The following is an 18734-nucleotide window of genomic DNA, read 5'->3' on the forward strand; positions in this document are numbered from 1 at the left end:
GAAGGATCTCCGAAGGATCTCCTATGATGAAATTTGTCAGCAAGTAAGGCAATTACTCTTGAAAAGCGATAATAGATTACATAAAGTTATATTTTTCTAATAAAAAAACCAAAGCATGGCCAAGTTTTTTTATTTTCATATGCAGATCAAAAGAGGAAACAGGCGCTGCTGAGGAGCAACCTGCCAGCAATATGATCTGCTGAACCAAGGATAAAGGGTCTCTCACAAGGAGGCCTTTTTATTTATCCTGGTCATGAATGGCTAAAAAAACCTTCACCAGCTTTTATGATGTAGATACCTTGATAAATCTTCAATCAATCTCCTATAAGCAGATACCGGTAGCCGGACTGCAAGATCGCGTTTATATTATTTGATAAAAAGGGCAACCGGAATCTATTCAATGCAGACACCTTGCGGGCTGCGGATCCTTCTGTTCGGTTTACCGTTTTATAAAAAAACAGATCGATTATTTATTTGGTATCAGTCTGTTTATTTAACTACTGCTGTAACATATTTTACCTGGTTTTTCATAACAAAGCGAATCCTGTTAAGCAACTTTYTGGCTATTTTAATAATAGCCTTATTCTTTTTCATCCTTTTACAATAATCATTAAAAGCCATCGTCATAGCCGGATCCAATCGTATAGCTACCCAACTTGCTTCAATAAGTTTTTCTCTCAGCTGATGATGGCCACGATGGGTAAGGCCCATAACGGTTTCTTTTTCCCCGCTTCCACTTACCTTGGGCACCAGGCCTACATAATCACACAAATCGTCTAATTCTTTAAAACGACTCATATCACCAATCTCAGTTGAAAATAACAAAGCTGTGATCTCGCCTACTCCRGGAATGCTTCTAAGTAAAGTTATTCCCTCTTTATGCCGGTCCTGGCGCGATAAGATCCGCACCTGTTTGGTTGCTGCCAATACCATACTTCGGCTTTGCTCATATCCAAGAAGCAATATATCTAAACCTACTTTTGCGGCTGGGGCTAAAGGCAGCGCTTTAAGCCACTTAATAAAGTTGGCCGACCAGTATTTATGATCATCTCCTGCTGGAATAGCTATCCCCTGAAAATGCAGTTGGCTTTTAATCCTGTTCTTAAACCGGGTCTGATCCTTTATCATTTGCTGATAAACACGGATAACCCCGCGATCGTCCTGCTGTTCAATGCCTGGAATAAAGATACCCTCAAGCCCGTTTTCGCTCAGTGATTTACTAAGCTTACGGCAATCTACAGTATCCGACTTCCGTTGCTTTTCTTTGTCTGTTGTAGGGACATCCGCCGGATGTACAACAATGCAGTTGATTCCCCGGTCACTAAAATCACGCTGATAGCTAAATCCGCAAAAGCCTGCTTCATAAACAACGTGATAGCTGGCCGATGGATAGTGCTCCTTTAAGTGCTTGCTTAAGTCTGCTACAGAGGGGTTTTGCGAAAATGTTTTAAGTTCCATTTGCGTTGTCCGAAGACAAACCTTCCACGATTTTTTGTGAACATCTATGCCTACAAAAATCTTTTGACCGCTAAAATCTAATTGTGTACCTTGTTTCATGAGTTCTTGTTTTAAAGTGTTTGTAACTGTTTTTCACAATTAATCTACAACCTTTTTTTCAAGAACTCTTTTTACTTACACTCAACCAATTTCATACATACAATCTATTCGCGAACTTTTCTCCTCCTCGTCAATCTTATCAATAACGGAAATTGCCGCATCTTCAGGCACTCCAACTCCAAAATAGTCTTCCAGTTCTTTTAACGTTGATGAGTTGGTGGCAATATCTTTAATAATCACCCCTTTTTCCATCAGCAGGATGCGGTCGCAAACATCGGTGATGTGGTTAAGGTCATGGCTGGATACTATATTGGTTATGCCCTGCGCTTTATTCAACTCCTTCAGCATGTTTTTTAGCCTGAACTGGGTACTGGGGTCGATGTTGGCAAAGGGTTCGTCCAGCATGAGCAATTGCGGGTTTTGCAGCACACAGGATGCAACACCTACTTTACATTGATTACCTTTGGATAAATCGCGGATGTACTTGCCTTTTTTCAGGATCTCGCCATTAAAAAAATCGGACAGCTTTACCAAGGCTTCATCAACAGTGGCTTTACTTTGCTGGTGCAGGCCGCCTATAAAATACAGGTACTCCTCGGGGGTAAGGTAATCTATCAGGAAGCCTTCATCAAGATATGACGCGGTATAATTTTTCCAGCTTTCATGGCCGGCCACAACTTCGCCGTTGGATAAAACTTCGCCGGTTTCGGGCCGGATAAGGTCAAGTATCATCCGGAACAATGTAGTTTTACCGGCGCCGTTATTACCTACCAGGCCAACACTTTCGCCCTTGTTAATTACCAGGTGCGGTATATCAACTACAGTTACACCGTTATATATCTTTTTAATGTCTTTTATTTCAATCATAACTATTTATTTCTGAAGCCTTCGGCTATGGTATACCTTTTTTGTACAAAATCCTCTTCCAGTTTTTTGATCCAGAAGTTGCGGGTTAAAATGAATATCGCGCCTATGGCGCCCAGTACAAACAGGCCCACATAGGCGTGTTTAAACAGTGCGAAGGGCAGGTAAATAATGTATGGCGTTAAAATAAGCGGGAACGAAAGCAGCAACTGAGTGGCGCCAACCCCTTCCCAGTTAAACGATGCCCCTTTCGACAGATCGATCCGTTTGGCATTACGGTTGGCAAAAAACAAAACTATGGTTGTATTAACGCCGATGTTCCACAGGTACATTACAAAATGAGCCAATAGTATCGTCCATCCAAAGTAAACATATGGCGTTGTAAGAAAAAAAGCTGCGGTTGATACCAGCGTAAAAAGTAAATACTTGGCTTTTAAAAAATCGGTAAAGTTAATTTTGCTCACCAGAATACCATCAAAATGCGATGCCTGCCAGCTAAACATAAACTGGCCATAATTAATGATAAAAATGCCCGTCATAAACATGCCAACAAACAGGTACCAGCTTTCGCTGTAATGTTTATTGGTATAAAAAATAAGTCCGTAAAACATAAAAAACAAACCCATGATCAGGGCCGACCGTGGCCGCTTGTTGCGAAGGATGAGCTTAATTTCGTTTGCGACCAGGTCACCAACGTGGCCAAAGCGCGAAAGGAACGGTATATCGGTGCTGCTTTTGTAGGATACTTTTTTGTGAGCGGTAAGCTCTTCCAGGTAAAGGTTTTGTTTAAGATAGTAGAAGTTTAAATAATACATCACCACGGCCAGTACAAACGGCAGCAAAGCAAGTATCGGCATGGTAATCAGGTGTCCGAAAAAGGCGTAAGAGATATCCCTGGTAGAGAACAGATGCCACCTGAAATCGCAGGTAATGATCAATATTAAAACGGCAGCGGCAATCAAAAACACCCAGCCGTTAAGGTTCGATTTCCGCTTAATATACAGCGCCAGGTAATTGTTGAACACTGTAAGCCCCGCAATAGCAACAACAAAGGCAAAGCTTACCATAGCGCCCGAATCGGGGCCTACTACTTTGAATACAAAGGGCAAAAACAGCACAAAAGGCCATAAATTAAAAATTGACAGAGCCGCGGTTAAGGCCAGGTAACGCACCAGCGCGTTTCTTTTTACCGGCAGGTGTAAATAGGGCTGCACCCGTAAAGTGGGCAACTCCTGCAGCTGTAGTCTCATCAGTAAGTCAAACAAGAAATAAATAAGAATGATTCCGCAGAATGCCTTAACAAGATCTTCATCCGGGAACATGCCCTCCAGCATCTTATCTAAAAATATGCCCACTACAAGCACGTTCAAAAACAGGTAAAGGATTAAAAGTGCCATCACCACGCGAATGGCAATACTTTTCCCTGTATTTTTTGATCGCCAGAAAGCTTTTAATTCATGACTGATAAAGGATGTAACCATAGAAGTAGAATCAAGAGTTAAGAATCAAGAATTAAGACAAAAATCTAAGAGTAACCGTAAAAAGAATGTAAGGCAAGATAAAATTTAAAGTACTTAAACCGGGAATTTTGTTTCAAGAAAGTTAATCGATTATTCGAAATCAAAAATCCGCCTTGACTCTTGATTCTTAACTCTTGATTCTTCTTCAGTACTTATACCTATCGCCCCAAAGCTTCTTCAACTTCTCTTTTGATTCATTTTCGCGGGCGTTGTTACCGGGTTCATAAATTTTTGTACCGCGGATGGCATCGGGTAAAAAGTCAAGGTCGGTAAAATTGCCTTCGTAGCTGTGGGCGTATTTATAATCTTTACCGTAGCCAATGTTTTTCATGAATTTGGTGGGCGCGTTACGCAGGTGCAGGGGTACGGGCAAATCGCCGGTTTGCTTTACCAACGCCATAGCCGCACCAATAGCCGTTGTGGCCGAATTGCTTTTGGGTGATGTGGCCAGGTAAATAGCTGTTTGTGATAATATCAGCTGCGATTCGGGCATGCCTATCTTGTTTACCGCCTCAAAACAGCTTTGGGCTAATAGCAGGGCATTGGGATTGGCGTTGCCGATATCTTCAGATGAGAGGATAAGCATACGCCGGGCGATAAACAAGGGATCTTCGCCGCCTGCTATCATCCGGGCCAGCCAGTACACTGCTCCGTTCGGGTCGCTGCCGCGCATGGATTTGATGAAGGCCGAAATGATGTCATAATGCTGCTCGCCGGTTTTATCATACAGGGCCATGTTTTGCTGCACATGTTCCAAAACAACTTCGTCGGTTAAAACGATATCAGGGCTGTCAAAGGCGTTCACCAACAGCTCGAAAATATTGAGCAGCTTGCGCGCATCACCGCCCGACAGGCGCATGATCGCTTCATGATCTTTTATGGTGATGTGTTTTTCCTTCAGCACCACATCTTCTTGCATAGATTTTTCAAGTAGGTTCAACAAATCATCCTCGGCAAGAGGCTGTAAAATATAAACCTGGCATCGCGACAGCAAAGCCGAGATGACTTCGAAGGATGGATTCTCAGTGGTGGCGCCTATCAGCGTAACAATACCCCGCTCAACTGCCCCCAGCAACGAGTCCTGCTGCGATTTAGAGAAGCGGTGGATCTCGTCAATAAACAATATGGGCAGCGTTTGGCCGCCTTGCTTTAGCAGGGACGCTTTTTCAATAACCTCCCGTACATCCTTCACCCCCGAGTTGATGGCGCTAAGCGCAAAAAACGGGCGATTTAGCGATTGCGAAATGATATAAGCCAATGTAGTTTTACCTACCCCTGGCGGCCCCCAAAACAGCATAGAGGGCAAGGCGCCCGATTCGATGGCTTTGCGTAAAACTGCCCCCGGCCCAACCAGGTGCTTTTGTCCCACATAATCATCAAGCGATTTTGGGCGCATGCGTTCGGCTAATGGAGGGAGGTTGGTCATTTAGATGTGCAAATTTCAGATTTCAGATGTGCAGATGATGGGCTGCAAATGTTTTGAGGATGATTATTCAAATGTGCAAAATGCTCCTGAATAAACAAAGCCCCGCCGTTTATAAACGACAAGGCTTTCATAAAGTTTTTATCCGAACCTGGATTCGTCAGATTAATGGATTGCCCCGATTAGAGAAACTTGCATGTCCGGTCTTGCAAATCAAATCCAAAAAATCTGATAAATCCGTTTAATCCGAGTTCAGACAAAAGTTCATCTGAGTCTATTTTTCATCTGCACATTTGAAATCTGGAATCTGCACATCTATGCTAATCCCTCGTCCTGAGCCCTTTTCAATTTCCGTTTTTCAACTACTGCCGCTACCAGGATGCCTACTTCGTATAGCCCGAATAACGGGATGCTTACTACGGTCATGGTCATCATATCGGGTGTTGGGGTAACTATGGCTGCAACAATCAGGATAATCACTATCGCGTAGCGCCTGGTTTCGCGCATAAATTTCGCGGTGAGAATGCCTAGGTTTGATAATATGTAAACCAAAATCGGCAGTTCAAATACGATGCCTGTTGCCAGGGTTAGGGTAGATACCGACGACAGGTAAGAATCGATATCAAACATGTTGTGTATGGTATCACTCACCGTAAAACCCGAAAGGAAATTGATCGACTCGGGGGTTATCACATAATAGCCAAATAAAACGCCTAAAATAAATAAGGCAGTGGCGTAAAATACAAACCCTGATGCCGCCTTGCGTTCCTTTTCATGCAGGGCCGGGCGTATGAAACGCCATAGCTCAAATAGCAAATAAGGGAAACCTAAGGTAAGGCCAATCAGCAACGACGAGTTAATGACCAGCGTAAACTGTCCGGCCATTTCGGTATTGATGAGCTGGATATTAATTTTATCAATACAAAAACCAGGGCGGTGTAGTAAACGGCCAAGGGCGCAAAGCATCCGGTAGGTCCAGAAATCTGGTCTGCTGGGACCCAGGATAACGTTATTAAAAATCCAGGTGTAATAATAAAACACTGCACTGGTAATTATTACAATGGCTATGGCCGATCGTATCAAATGCCATCTTAAGGCTTCGAGGTGATCGAAAAAAGACATTTCGGCCTCCATCGTTTTACCTTTATCTTTTATGGCCTTAATTAATTTATTGTCGCTCATTGTAAGTTAAATACCGCTGTATAAACATTATAGTGCTAAGTACGTTTTATTGTATGAAGATAGTTTGAATTTATATTACATTTCAAAGGTATCCATAAACTTGGTGGTAAAGTTACCTGCCCTGAAGTTTGGATCTTTTAACAATTTTAAATGGAATGGGATGGTTGTTTTTACGCCCTCAATAACAAACTCGCTTAAGGCGCGCTCCATGGTGCTCAAAGCCTCATCGCGCGTTTGGGCGCAGCAAATAACCTTAGCAATCATCGAATCGTAGTTTGGCGGTATTACATAGCCTGTGTACACATGGGTATCTATACGCACACCATGGCCACCTGGCGAGTGGAAGTTGGTTATTTTACCCGGAGACGGGCGGAAATTGTTGTAAGGGTCTTCGGCATTAATACGGCATTCAATGGCGTGCATGGTTGGCTCGTAATTTTTGCCCGATATCGGGATGCCTGCAGCAACTTTGATTTGTTCTTTAATCAAATCAAAGTTAATCACCTCTTCGGTAACCGGGTGCTCAACCTGTATGCGGGTATTCATCTCCATAAAGTAAAAGTTGCGGTCTTTATCAACCAAAAACTCTACAGTACCGGCACCTTCATATTTAACCGCTTTGGCGCCTTTTATAGCGGCATCGCCCATTTTTTTACGCAGTTTTTCGGTCATGAAAGGGGAGGGCGATTCCTCAACCAGTTTCTGGTGACGGCGCTGGATAGAGCAATCACGTTCAGACAGGTGGCAAACTTTGCCATACTGGTCGCCTACTACCTGTATTTCGATGTGGCGTGGGTCCTGAACATATTTTTCAAGGTACAAGCCATCGTTGCCAAAAGCGGCACCAGATTCGGCACGGGCCGAATCCCAGGCGTTTTCAAATTCTTCGTCCTTCCAAACAATACGCATACCACGGCCACCACCACCGGCGGTTGCTTTTAATATTACAGGGTACCCTATTTTATTAGCTATCGCGATGCCCGATTTAATATCAGTTAACAAACCATCAGAGCCAGGCACAATAGGTACGCCGGCTTTTTTCATGGTTTCTTTAGCCGAAGCTTTATCGCCCATGGAGTTGATCTGATCGGCTGTGGCGCCAATAAATTTGATGCCATATTCGGCGCAAATGGCCGAGAATTTGGCATTTTCCGACAGGAAGCCATAACCAGGATGGATAGCATCGGCATTGGTTAGTTCGGCTGCCGAAATTATGTTGGGGATATTTAAGTACGAATCGCGGCTTGGTGGTGGGCCTATGCAAACAGCTTCATCAGCAAAACGTACGTGAAGGCTATCGCGGTCGGCAGTTGAATATACAGCTATGGTTTTAATACCCATCTCTTTGCAGGTACGGATAATTCGCAGAGCGATCTCGCCCCGGTTAGCTATTAATATTTTTTTAAACATGGTTTTTGTTAGTTAGTGGTTGATTAAGTTAAGTGGTTGATTAAGTTAAAAACCACGAAAGCTTAAGCAACTTTAGATTAGTTATAAGCTGATTGGTTGATCAATTGAGCTATAACCACCCACCTAATCAACCAATCAACCTAATCAACTTAACAATTATATAGGTTCTACTAAAAATAAAGGCTGGTCGTACTCTACGGGTGATGCGTTATCAACCAGTACTTTTACAATACGGCCGGATATTTCTGATTCGATCTCATTGAAAAGCTTCATAGCTTCAATGATACAAACCACGCTGCCGGTTTTAATTTCGTCGCCAACGTTTACAAATAAAGGCTTATCAGGACTTGCCGAGCGGTAAAAAGTACCAATCATCGGCGATTTGATTGTCAGATACTTTGATGTATCCGGACCGGCAGGGGCCGAAGGGGCTACCGGCTCAATTGCGGCAACCGGTGCCGGTGGCAATGCAGCAGGCGCGGTTTGTGCCGGTATGCTGGCATGGATAACCTGCGGCTGTGTCTCGTTGGTTTTTATCGTGATCTTAAAATCCTTTTGCTCAATTGACACTTCGTTTACGCCAGATTTCGACACAAAGCGAATAAGGTCCTGAATTTGTTTAATATCCATAGTTGGGGATTAATTGGTTGGGGACAAAGTTTATATCTAAAGTTATGTTCAAATGTGCAGATTTCAGATGTGCAAATATGCAGATGTTTTTTTATGTGCAGATAAGCAATACGAAGATATGCAAAAGTGTTTTTAGTTATTATACATTAGTTATTACTGCAACGATTTACAGTATATCAAGACATCCTGTTAGATAAATAGTTAACATTGGCGACTTACAGATGTTTTTATTTTTTTCATCTGCACATCTGAAATCTGCATATCTGCACATTCCTTTTCATCTGCATATCCTAATATGCCCATTTTAAATAGATGCTACCCCAGGTAAAGCCGCCGCCAAAAGCTGCCAGTATCAGGGTATCTCCTTTTTTAAATTTACTTTCCCATTCCCATAAACACAATGGGATGGTGCCGTTTGTTGTATTGCCGTAACGTTCAATGTTAATAATCACCTTATCATCGCTTAAGCCGGTGCGCCTTGCAGTGGCATCGATAATGCGTTTGTTGGCCTGGTGTGGTACCAGCCATGCAACGTCTTCGCCGGTAAGGCCATTGCGCTCCATCACCTCATGGGCTACATCGGCCATATTGGTAACAGCAAATTTAAAAACAGCCTGGCCTTCCTGGTAAGCAAAGTGCTCACGGGCGTCAACTGTTTCGTGCGATGCCGGCTTTACTGATCCGCCTGCTTTTTGATGCAGATAGGTAACACCCGAACCATCGCTTTTTAATATAGAATCAATGATGCCATTGCCTTCATCATTTGGCTCAAGCAATACGGCACCGCAGCCATCACCAAAAATAATGCAGGTGGCGCGGTCCTGGTAATTGGTTATCGACGACATTTTATCGCCGCCTACTACCAATACTTTTTTGTGTTTACCACTCTCGATAAACTGTGAGCCCGTAGCCAGGCCAAAAATAAAGCCCGAGCATGCGGCCGAAAGATCATATCCCCAGGCATTTTTTGCGCCTATTTTATTGGCTAAAATATTGGCTGTTGCCGGGAAAACATAATCGGGTGTAGTAGTACAAAAAATGATCAGGTCGAGTTCATCGGCACCTATGCCACGTTTTTTTAGCAAGGCCTGTACCGCCGGAACGGCCAGGTCAGATGTGCCCAAACCTTCGCCTTTTAATATACGGCGCTCCTTAATGCCGGTACGGCTTACTATCCACTCGTCATTTGTATCTACCAATGTTTCCAGTTCCTGGTTGGTTAATACATAGTCGGGCACGTAACCATGTACAGCAGTAATAGCGGCATGAATTTTACTCATCTTTATATTTTTACTGAAAAGCTTGTTTAATTTTATCAACCAGACCGCTCTCCACCATGTTTTTTGATAAAAGGACCATGTTTTTTATAGCCTCGGGACTTGAAATCCCATGGCCAACAATAACAGGGGCATTTACACCCAGGATGGGGCTGCCGCCATATTGCTCATAGTTAAACCTATCAAAAAACTCGTCTTTAAACTGTTTTTTGCGGGTAATAACATAAAACGTTTCGGCGAGCTTTAATATTACATTACCTGTAAAACCATCGCACACAAAAACGTCGGCCCCTTCGCTAAACAGGTCGCGGCCTTCTACGTTACCAACAAAATTAAATAGTTTGGTTTCTTTCATTAAGGGATAGGTAGCCTGGCAAAGGATATTGCCTTTCTCTTCCTCCTCGCCTATATTCATGAGGGCTACCCTTGGGTTTTCGATAGCATATACCGATTGGGCAAATAAGCTGCCCAGTATGCCAAATTGCAGCAATACCTCGGGTTTGCAATCGGCATTGGCGCCTACATCCAACAAAATACCCAAACCTCCTTTAAGTTTGGGTACAATGGTAGTCATGGCGGGACGCACAACGCCCGGAATAGTTTTTACGCTAAACATAGAACCAACCAGCATGGCGCCGGTGTTCCCTGCCGATGAGAATGCCTGAATTTTGCCTTCCTTAAGCAACTGAAAACCAACTGAAATGCTCGAGTTTGGTTTTTGTACAATTGCCTTTGTAGGGTGTTCGCCCATGCCAATCACTTCGGTTGTATGCACAAACTCGAAATGATCGGGGCTAACATTATTTTCCTGAAGAATAGTAACCGCAGTATCTTTATCTCCTATAAGCACCAGTTTTTGGTCGGCAGATAAAGCCTTATAAGCTTCGATTGCTCCTAAAACAGTTGCTTTGGGAGCATAATCACCGCCCATAATATCTAAGCCAATCTTCATTTTCAGAAAATAAACTTAGGCTACTGCTGCTTTCTCAATAAGTACTTTACCGTTATAGTAAACGTTACCATCAACAGTATAAGCTCTGTGCGGCAAATGAATAGCGCCGGTAGTTTGGCAAGTGGTTAAAGTTGGAGCTTCAGCTTTGTAATGAGTTCTGCGCTTATCTCTTCTTGATTTGGATATTTTACGTTTTGGATGTGGCATGATCCTGCTATTTTATTATTTATTTATTTTTTTGAGTACATCCCACCGTGGGTCTGTATCCTCAGTTTGTTCTTCGTTTCCGGCCAGGCTGTTAAGCCTGTCAAGCATTTCATTATCACAATATGAAGTGTTACCCTCATCGCTGCACACCGATATAAATGGCATAGCAACGTTTATGTATTCATATATCAACCCGGCAATATTGATCTCGTGATCATTTTTGCTCAGGGTGATGATCTCGTCATCTTCATCAACCGGCTCCTCGCTAAACTTGGCAATTTGCTGTTCGGTTATATCCAGCGTTTGCGGATATTGAGCCAAACACCTGTCGCAGCTTGCATCAACGGTGCCTTTAATGTCAAAGTTCAGGATAATCATCGTCTCCTGCTTATCCAGCTCAACAACGCACTGCAAGTTAGCCTTTTTAACCAGCGAATATTCAAATTCGTCAAAAAAAGCATCATCAACAGTAAAATCAAACCGGTGTTTCCCCAGTTTTAATCCCGTAAAAGGAATCGAATATGTTCTAAGCGATTTCAATGAGCAACAATTAGCCCGCAAATGTATGGAAAAATACCATAACTGGAAAGTGTTTTTTGAAAAAGGCTAAAGGTGAATGGTGAAAGGCAAAAGGATGGCAACGCGATTCAGGGCGCCGGGTGTTAACGAGGAGCGATGCATAGAGAATGACATGGTAAAAAGAGTTAATCAAGTGGGCCCTGTCAAAATACCTTTGGCTGCTAATCCATCCTTACAATTACGATATTTCAACCCATTAAAAGGTCACTTTTTGTTATACCATTGAATATATTCAAGTACATTATGATCGGGATCTGAAAAATATACCCAGGTTTCTTCATTTTCGATAGTTAACGGGCCCCTTAAAATTTGAATGTTCATTAATTCAAGGCTTGTAAGGGCCGCTTTCATATCGTCGACCTCCATACACAGGTGGGGGCAGTATGGTTTTTGCAAAGGTCCGGGTTTATAATCGTTAGTTAAATCCTCTATCAGTTCAATCCTAACGTCGCCTGCCGAAATAAAGGCATATTCTTCCTGTTCTTCTTCGTTTATGGCTCTATGATTTAAGCTAAAACCTAATTTTTCTGTATAAAAAGCTATCGCTTTATCCATATTTTTTACCTGTAAGGCGGCATGATCAAGTTTCATGGTGTTGGTATTATGTTTAATTGATTTTACAGGTCAAATATGGAAACGGAAAAATTATCCGGTGTTCAATTATTTTAATATTTAACGTTAAAATAATTAAACGTATTAACCGTTTCTCCTGATTATGCTTAAAAATACAGGTGTAATACCCAAGTAGGATGCTATATGTTTTTGAGGCATGCGGTTTTCAATAGCAGGGTATTTTTTGCACATTGCCCGGTACCGTTGAGCACCGTCCAATGAAATGGCACTCAACAGCCGTTCGTTTTGTGCTATATTAAAGTTCTGGTTCAAAATTCTCCAGAATCTTTCAAAAACAGGAAAATCCCGATATAGCTGATCGATACTTTTTTTGTCTATCTGCAATACGATAGATAGTTCCTGCGCGATAATATTTATAGAGGAGGGGGTTTCCCGAAGAAAGCTTTTGGTATCCGAAATCCACCAATCTTCCATAGCAAAATTGAGCGTATGCTGGTTTCCCCTGTCGTCCATAAAAAAGGATCTGAGGAACCCCTTCACTACAAAAAATTCATACTTACATACATCTCCTTCCTGCAATAAATACTGCCTCGGCAAAACTTTCCGAACGGTTAAAAGTGAGCAAAAATGCTCCTGTTCAACCGCCGAAATTGGTATTCTTTTCAGGAGGTGAGCTATTATAAACGCATCAATTTCTTTCCTGTTCAAAATATCGAATATTAATATACTGGTTTGTTATTGGTAAATCTAACTGTTATGAAGGAGAAAGGATGTTTTTAAAAATATGTCAGCCCTGGAGCTAAATCAGGGGATTCTGAAAGAGGAATGATAAATCGGTGAAAGACTTACGAAGTTTTTAAAACTTCGTAAGTCTGGGATTCTACAACATGTCATAGGTAGCCTGTCGAAGCATTGCGGGCAAAGGCCTCTCCGCGCGAGTCTTCGACAGGCTCAAACTGAGAAGCTCGCCCCCTTGAAAATGTAAGAGGTTATAGGTAATTTATGAGTGTACCACGTTCGAAATCCTGTCAATCCTGCAAAATCCCTTAATCGTGTTTTGTTATTGCCGGGCTTTCAAAACCAAGTTTAGTTAAGCCGTGCTGTACATCGGGGCTGCTCATGAATAGTTTCCAAAGCAGGCCGGTGCGATAGTTTTCAATCATCACCACGATGGGGCCCTGGTCAATAGCCAGGTATGATTTGCCGTACCAGTTATGCTGTTCGCTGAAGGCATCGGTAAAGCCGTATTCGCCCCAGATCTTATCGCCCAGGTCGTAGTAAAAATGGCGTAGGGCCTTCATAGATTGCTCCGGGGTGTATGGAAACGCCGATAATGCAGCTGTTGGGGTTATCACCCCCAGGTCGTTTGTTGGCGAGTGGGCGTTATAGCCTTCAAAATTATCGCTGGCGGTAAGTCCCCAGCAGTCGGGACCGTAGCCTTTGAATTTTTTTGGGTTATCTACACAGTAGGCATAATTTATCAGCGTATGGTTTTTATTTTGCTCCCAATAATCGGCATACTGATCTTTTAAGCCTTTAGGATTTAAACCCATGAAGGAGTATTGCGAAAAGAAAAGCGGGCCGCCATAATCAAAACCCAAAGGCAACTTATAACCATAAAAAGTTTTTCCGTTTTTAAAAAAATCGCTTTGCGCCCAGCCTTGGGTGTATACGTTTGCACCAACAGGGTAGCGTTGTGCTGATGCCGCCAATACGTACGTTATAAGGCACTCATTAAAGCCATGGATGGCAAAGTTCATGGCCCAGCCATTATTGGGGCTCCAGTGCCAGTATAGGGCGTCGCGGCCATCGCGGGTATACCAGTCCCATTCCATTTCGCCCCACATCCAGCTAATCACATCGCGGATGCGCTGCTCTTTTGGGGTATTGGCCGTAAAGTATTGTTTGGCGCAGATCAGCCCCTGGAAAAGATAAGCCGATTCCACAATGTCGCCGCCATCATCCTTACGGCCAAAGGGGATCACCTTGCCGGTTTCGCCGTTCATCCAATGCGGGAACGCGCCATGAAAGGAGTTGGCCTTAAACAGGAAGTTGACGATTTTTACCATCCTATCAACAGCCTGGTCGTGGCTTATCCACTTGCGGCTGTCGGCCACAATAAGCGCCATTACGCCAAAACCCGAGCCGCCGGTGGTTACCACTTCATCGCCGTAATCAAATGATTTGTTGCTGCGCTCGCGGGCAAGGCCGCTTACCGGATGTCCAAAATCCCAAAAGTAACGGAAGGTTTGGCGCTGCACCACATCAAGCAAAGCGCTATCGCTGAGGTTTTTGATGATGCCTACAGGTTTAATGCCGTCTTCACCGGTTTTTTTTGCCTGTTTTTGGGCAGAGGAGCTCAGTGTAAACAGTAATAACAGAGGGGTTAATATAAATTTATTCATGTAAAATGGTATTAATCAGGGTTAAAGGTTAGGGCTGCTGAACCCTAAGTTTTTCATGCCCGCTTTTATTTCGGGCGCACTCATAAACAAATTCCAGAGCAGGCCGGTGCGGTAATTTTCGGTCATTACCACAATAGGCCCCTGGTCAATGGCCAGGTACGAGCTGGCAAACCATGGATTAGTTAAATTAAAGGCATCGTAAAAGCCATACTGGCCCCATAGTTTATCGCCCAGGGTATAATAAAAAAATCTTAGTGCTGCCATGGATTGCGTTGGTGTATAAGGTAGCGATGCGATGGCCGCGGTGGGCGCAATAACGCCAACATCATTTGTAGGCGAACTCGCGGTATAGCCGTTTTCAATATCGCTTGCGGTTAGTCCCCAGCAATCGGCACTGTAGCCGTTGTTGCCCAGCGGGTTTGCCACACAGTATTTGTAATTGATGGTGGCATGTGCTTCATTCTGCGTTTCGTAATTGGCATAAGCATCGCTTAAGCCTTTGGGGTTGATGCCCATGAACGAATAGTGTGCAAAAAACAGCGGGCCGCCCCTGTCGGGACCAAGCGGCAGGGTAACGCCGTAAAAGGTACTACCGTTTTTAATAGCACCGTTTTTTGCCCAGCCCTGGTCATAAACAGTTTTGGGGATAGGATGCGTTGTGGACGATGCACCTAAAACATAAACTATTAAAGCCTCGTTCCAGCCGGTAATTTTCATATTGATGGCCCAGCCCAAATCGGGGCTCCAGTGCCAGTACAACACGTTTTGCGCGCCCTGCCTGAACCAGTCCCATTCCACACCATTCCATAAAGTATTGATATCTGCGCGCAGCTGGGTTTCGTTGGTATTGGATGCATTGAAATATTGACGGGCGGTAATGAGGCCCTGCATCAGGTACGATGTCTCCACCAGGTCGGCCCCGTTATCCTGTGCGCTGAAGGGTACAACAGCGCCGGTGGCGCCATTCATCCAGTGGGGGAAAGCGCCGTGAAACTTTTGGGCTTTGATATTTAAAAAGCCCACGATTTTTTGCATCCGGGCCAATCCATCGGCATGGCTTATGAAGCCGCGGCTAACACCGGCTATAATGGCCATAATGCCAAAGCCCGAGCCGCCGGTGGTCACCACGTCGCCGGATGTATTACGCTCGCGTGCCAGCCCGCTGGTTGGGTGGCCAAAATCATAAAAATATTTTAAGGTTTGCCGCTCAACAAGGTCAAGCAGTTGATCGTCAGATATGGTGCTGAATTTTTTGGTGCTATCGATAGCCGTGATCAGTTGTACAGATAAAGGCGATTGCAAACTTCCGTTTTTAGCAGATTTTAGCCCGGTTGTAACGTTAAGGGTATATTGGGTAATGGGCAATAAGCCCGTTGGGGTAATCACTACAGTACTATCGCCATTTTGATAGGCGGTGCTGAAAGCTGCCACGGTTCCGGATTTGCTGTTCAGGCTGATGTTTGTTGCTATTGAGGTGCGGCTAAGCGGGGTTGAAAACGTAATAGTGATAACCGGTTTGCTATTTATATTGCTATAGCTAAAACCGCTGGTTTTACCATTAACCTTAAGCGCACTAAAAGTAAACGACGAAGGAGTTGGCGTAACAGGTGTAGACGTATTATTTGGACTTTTACCACAGGAAAAAAACAGTACTACAAATCCCAGCGCCAAACAATAATCTTTGATATTCCTCATGCCCGCCTTTTTAAAAAAGGTTGCCCGCCTTAAGCGGCAAGGCAACCCCCAAATCAATCAACCCCCAATTATTATCTTTTAGCTTTTTCAAGGTTATATAATGCCAGCACCTGCGTGGCTGTCAGGGCTTTACTATAAAACCTGATGTTATCCATGGTTCCTGTAACATAGCCGGCCCAATCCTGCGCGCCGGTATTGGCCGTAAGCGATGGTGTGGTTTGAAACTGCAGTGTACCAAATACCATTTTACCGGCTTTGCTCCAATCCATCGGTGCGAAACCGGCAGCTGCGTTTTTACCTACCTGTGTTCCGTTGTAGTATACGTAGATGGTTGATACTGACTCATCAAAGGTTACCGTAACGTTTATCCATGTGTTCCACGGATTGGCCACGGCATAGCCACCTTCCCAGCCATCTACCCCGGTTGACATGCCGGCCTTGTTAAACGCATGTACTTTAAGTACACCTGATGATGCAGAACCGCCATTATCAAAAAATATGGCCAGGCTGCCCCAGAAACCGGCGCCGCCTGTTTGGTTGTTCTGGATATCCATTAATCCTACCGCCGAAGTGTTTTGAGGCATTTTTACCCAAATGCTGGTAGTAAAACTGGTTAATGCCTTAATGCCGGCAGGTGTATCATATAGTACGTATGATTTATCGGCGCCCTGTAACCCTTTGCCGTTTAACCCGGTGGCAAAGCTGGTTCCTGTTGCTACCCCGGCTGCTCCTGATACACTATCGGCCAGGCCGCTGGTGAACGGAAAATAGGCAACCAGGCTGGCCGGTTCAATATCCTTGCTGCTGCTGTAGCCACCGTATGAAGGCAGGGGTTTAGCAGGGGCATAGGATTTAGGATCAAAGCCTTTATGGCAGGCTGTTATGGTTAAGCTTACAGCTACGCCCATTAGCAGCGCAACTGTAAGTGTATTTTTAAATGTTTTCATCGTTGCTGAATTGATAAATTAATAACCTGGATTTTGTGTTAAAGCACCACCGCTTATATCGATCTCGTTTTGCGGTACAGGCCACACTTCGTTTTTGCCTGCTTTCCAGCCGCGCGAACCAAATACGGTGGCACCACGCCCCTGGCGGATAACATCAAAATAACGGTCAAACTCCATCGCAAATTCAACCCTGCGTTCGTTGTAAATAGCAGTACGCAAGTCCGCCTGGATTTTAGTAGTAACTTCTGGCAAAATGGCCGCGTTGCCGCCTCTTGCACGGGCACGGACCTTCTCCAACTGAAGTAATGCAGCGTCTGCATTACCAAGTTCATTATTAGCTTCGGCATTCATCAGCAATACATCGGCATAGCGTATTACAATTTTATTTTGCTGGCAACCCTCATTAAATCCAGATACATATAGGCTGAATGGCACATATGATTTTTGATTGTACATAGGGTTATCGCCATCGGCGGGTATCACATCGCCTTCGGGCGTTGTTTCGCCCCTGAAAATAATTGTGGCATTGCGTCGTGGGTCGCCTGTTTCAAAGGCTGCCGCCAGGTTGGCAGTTGGCACATTAAAGCCCCAGCCGCCACCAGTTGAACCGCGTACGCCCTGCACCTGCGAGTACTGCGAGTTTGATGCATCGGGGTTATTCGGGATAAGGTTACACTGGATCTCGAAGATAGATTCCTGGTTGTTTTTGTGCGTAGTCCTGAACATTTGTTCATAGTCGGGATATAAGGAATAGCCCATGCCCATTACCTGTGTGGTATAGGTTACCACATCGGTCCATTTTTTAAGGTACAAGGCTACTTTAGCATGTAAAGATAATGCAGCACCTTTGGTAATACGACCAACGTCTGCCGAGCCGTAAGTTTGCGGTAAAACTGTAGCAGCATCAGTCAAATCAGTTTCGATAGCCGCCCAAACCTGTGCTTTTGGTGCACGCGGCAGGTTATACTCGGTAGCGTTTTTTGGCAGGGTTAAACGCAATGGCACATCGCCGTAAGCCCTTACCAGCCTGAAATAGCAATACGCCCTGATGAATTTTGCTTCGGCCAGGTACCTGGTTTTTAACGCATTATCCATGGTGATGGCCGGTACATTGGTTAGTATCTGGTTTGCAAGATTGATGGTTTGATATTGTCCTTTCCAAAACCCTTGCAGCTGGCCTTCGCCCGCGGTAACGGTAAAGTTATGATAGCTGTTCATGAAGGTAGCATCGGTGGCGCTACTGCCTTTTTCGGCATCGTCAGATCCCATGCTTTCGATAGCGATTGGCGGGAACGCGATGTTATTATACTCATGCATGTTTGCATACATAGCGCTTACTGCCTTTGTAGCATCGTCCTGTGTTTTAAAAAACTGTGTCGCCGCGGTATTTTGGGCCGGATCGACATTCAGGAAGCTTTTTTTACAGCCTTGGAATGCTATAGCAAGTGCAATAAAGCCTAATATAAAGGCTTTTTGCAATAAAGTTTTTTTACTGTTCTTCATCTTTATATTG

17 protein-coding genes are annotated in these 18734 nt (G+C 44.1%); all 17 read right to left on the reverse strand.

Annotated features, from left to right (window positions below):
- Window positions 1-489: 489 nt before the first annotated feature.
- On the reverse strand, window positions 490-1557 hold the full coding sequence (locus AC1DXF_RS25280) for an IS110 family RNA-guided transposase (RefSeq protein WP_477451483.1): 1068 nt from the start codon (window positions 1555-1557) through the stop codon (window positions 490-492).
- 81 nt (window positions 1558-1638) lie between these two features.
- Window positions 1639-2424, reverse strand: coding sequence for an ABC transporter ATP-binding protein (locus tag AC1DXF_RS25285; RefSeq protein WP_477451484.1), 786 nt, complete (start codon window positions 2422-2424; stop codon window positions 1639-1641).
- Window positions 2425-2426: 2 nt separating this feature from the next.
- Window positions 2427-3902 carry a DUF5687 family protein gene (locus tag AC1DXF_RS25290; RefSeq protein ID WP_477451485.1) on the reverse strand — a complete coding sequence of 492 codons (1476 nt, stop codon included), beginning with the start codon at window positions 3900-3902 and terminating at the stop codon, window positions 2427-2429.
- Between the two features lie 184 nt (window positions 3903-4086).
- Window positions 4087-5367, reverse strand: coding sequence for a replication-associated recombination protein A (locus tag AC1DXF_RS25295; protein ID WP_477451486.1), 1281 nt, complete (start codon window positions 5365-5367; stop codon window positions 4087-4089).
- A 312-nt stretch (window positions 5368-5679) separates the two neighbouring features.
- Window positions 5680-6546 (reverse strand): twin-arginine translocase subunit TatC, encoded by an 867-nt coding sequence (gene tatC / locus AC1DXF_RS25300; protein WP_477451487.1) that lies wholly within the window; start codon window positions 6544-6546, stop codon window positions 5680-5682.
- Window positions 6547-6621: 75 nt separating this feature from the next.
- On the reverse strand, window positions 6622-7956 hold the full coding sequence (gene accC, locus AC1DXF_RS25305) for an acetyl-CoA carboxylase biotin carboxylase subunit (RefSeq protein WP_477451488.1): 1335 nt from the start codon (window positions 7954-7956) through the stop codon (window positions 6622-6624).
- Window positions 7957-8112: 156 nt separating this feature from the next.
- Entirely contained in the window at window positions 8113-8586 is a 474-nt protein-coding gene (gene accB, locus AC1DXF_RS25310; protein ID WP_477451489.1) for an acetyl-CoA carboxylase biotin carboxyl carrier protein, read from the reverse strand.
- A gap of 290 nt (window positions 8587-8876) precedes the next feature.
- On the reverse strand, window positions 8877-9866 hold the full coding sequence (locus AC1DXF_RS25315) for a beta-ketoacyl-ACP synthase III (protein ID WP_477451490.1): 990 nt from the start codon (window positions 9864-9866) through the stop codon (window positions 8877-8879).
- A 10-nt stretch (window positions 9867-9876) separates the two neighbouring features.
- Entirely contained in the window at window positions 9877-10815 is a 939-nt protein-coding gene (plsX, locus tag AC1DXF_RS25320) for a phosphate acyltransferase PlsX (protein WP_477451491.1), read from the reverse strand.
- 15 nt (window positions 10816-10830) lie between these two features.
- Entirely contained in the window at window positions 10831-11022 is a 192-nt protein-coding gene (gene rpmF, locus AC1DXF_RS25325) for a 50S ribosomal protein L32 (protein ID WP_090652090.1), read from the reverse strand.
- 15 nt (window positions 11023-11037) lie between these two features.
- A complete protein-coding gene (locus tag AC1DXF_RS25330; RefSeq protein ID WP_477451492.1) occupies window positions 11038-11562 on the reverse strand; it encodes a YceD family protein in 525 nt (174 codons plus the stop codon).
- Between the two features lie 243 nt (window positions 11563-11805).
- Window positions 11806-12192 (reverse strand): VOC family protein, encoded by a 387-nt coding sequence (locus AC1DXF_RS25335; protein ID WP_477451493.1) that lies wholly within the window; start codon window positions 12190-12192, stop codon window positions 11806-11808.
- Window positions 12193-12297: 105 nt separating this feature from the next.
- Complete coding sequence (locus AC1DXF_RS25340; RefSeq protein WP_477451494.1) at window positions 12298-12882, reverse strand: Crp/Fnr family transcriptional regulator; 585 nt, start codon at window positions 12880-12882, stop codon at window positions 12298-12300.
- Window positions 12883-13220: 338 nt separating this feature from the next.
- Complete coding sequence (locus tag AC1DXF_RS25345) at window positions 13221-14579, reverse strand: glucoamylase family protein (RefSeq protein ID WP_477451495.1); 1359 nt, start codon at window positions 14577-14579, stop codon at window positions 13221-13223.
- Between the two features lie 21 nt (window positions 14580-14600).
- Window positions 14601-16274 (reverse strand): glucoamylase family protein, encoded by a 1674-nt coding sequence (locus AC1DXF_RS25350; protein ID WP_477451496.1) that lies wholly within the window; start codon window positions 16272-16274, stop codon window positions 14601-14603.
- Window positions 16275-16345: 71 nt separating this feature from the next.
- Window positions 16346-17221: a LamG-like jellyroll fold domain-containing protein gene (locus tag AC1DXF_RS25355; RefSeq protein ID WP_477451497.1), complete on the reverse strand. Its 876-nt coding sequence runs from the start codon at window positions 17219-17221 to the stop codon at window positions 16346-16348.
- Window positions 17222-17239: 18 nt separating this feature from the next.
- Complete coding sequence (locus AC1DXF_RS25360; RefSeq protein ID WP_477451498.1) at window positions 17240-18724, reverse strand: RagB/SusD family nutrient uptake outer membrane protein; 1485 nt, start codon at window positions 18722-18724, stop codon at window positions 17240-17242.
- Between the last annotated feature and the right edge of the window lie 10 nt (window positions 18725-18734).

Source organism: Mucilaginibacter sp. P2_A5 (genome assembly GCF_056404995.1).

Excerpts from the sequence above, each read along its gene's own strand:
- AC1DXF_RS25285 (WP_477451484.1), bottom strand. The coding sequence starts at position 2,424 with ATGATTGAAATAAAAGACATTAAAAAGATATATAACGGTGTAACTGTA.
- AC1DXF_RS25290 (WP_477451485.1), bottom strand. The coding sequence starts at position 3,902 with ATGGTTACATCCTTTATCAGTCATGAATTAAAAGCTTTCTGGCGATCA.
- AC1DXF_RS25295 (WP_477451486.1), bottom strand. The coding sequence starts at position 5,367 with ATGACCAACCTCCCTCCATTAGCCGAACGCATGCGCCCAAAATCGCTT.
- tatC (WP_477451487.1), bottom strand. The coding sequence starts at position 6,546 with ATGAGCGACAATAAATTAATTAAGGCCATAAAAGATAAAGGTAAAACG.
- accC (WP_477451488.1), bottom strand. The coding sequence starts at position 7,956 with ATGTTTAAAAAAATATTAATAGCTAACCGGGGCGAGATCGCTCTGCGA.
- accB (WP_477451489.1), bottom strand. The coding sequence starts at position 8,586 with ATGGATATTAAACAAATTCAGGACCTTATTCGCTTTGTGTCGAAATCT.
- AC1DXF_RS25315 (WP_477451490.1), bottom strand. The coding sequence starts at position 9,866 with ATGAGTAAAATTCATGCCGCTATTACTGCTGTACATGGTTACGTGCCC.
- plsX (WP_477451491.1), bottom strand. The coding sequence starts at position 10,815 with ATGAAGATTGGCTTAGATATTATGGGCGGTGATTATGCTCCCAAAGCA.
- rpmF (WP_090652090.1), bottom strand. The coding sequence starts at position 11,022 with ATGCCACATCCAAAACGTAAAATATCCAAATCAAGAAGAGATAAGCGC.
- AC1DXF_RS25335 (WP_477451493.1), bottom strand. The coding sequence starts at position 12,192 with ATGAAACTTGATCATGCCGCCTTACAGGTAAAAAATATGGATAAAGCG.
- AC1DXF_RS25345 (WP_477451495.1), bottom strand. The coding sequence starts at position 14,579 with ATGAATAAATTTATATTAACCCCTCTGTTATTACTGTTTACACTGAGC.
- AC1DXF_RS25350 (WP_477451496.1), bottom strand. The coding sequence starts at position 16,274 with ATGAGGAATATCAAAGATTATTGTTTGGCGCTGGGATTTGTAGTACTG.
- AC1DXF_RS25355 (WP_477451497.1), bottom strand. The coding sequence starts at position 17,221 with ATGAAAACATTTAAAAATACACTTACAGTTGCGCTGCTAATGGGCGTA.
- AC1DXF_RS25360 (WP_477451498.1), bottom strand. The coding sequence starts at position 18,724 with ATGAAGAACAGTAAAAAAACTTTATTGCAAAAAGCCTTTATATTAGGC.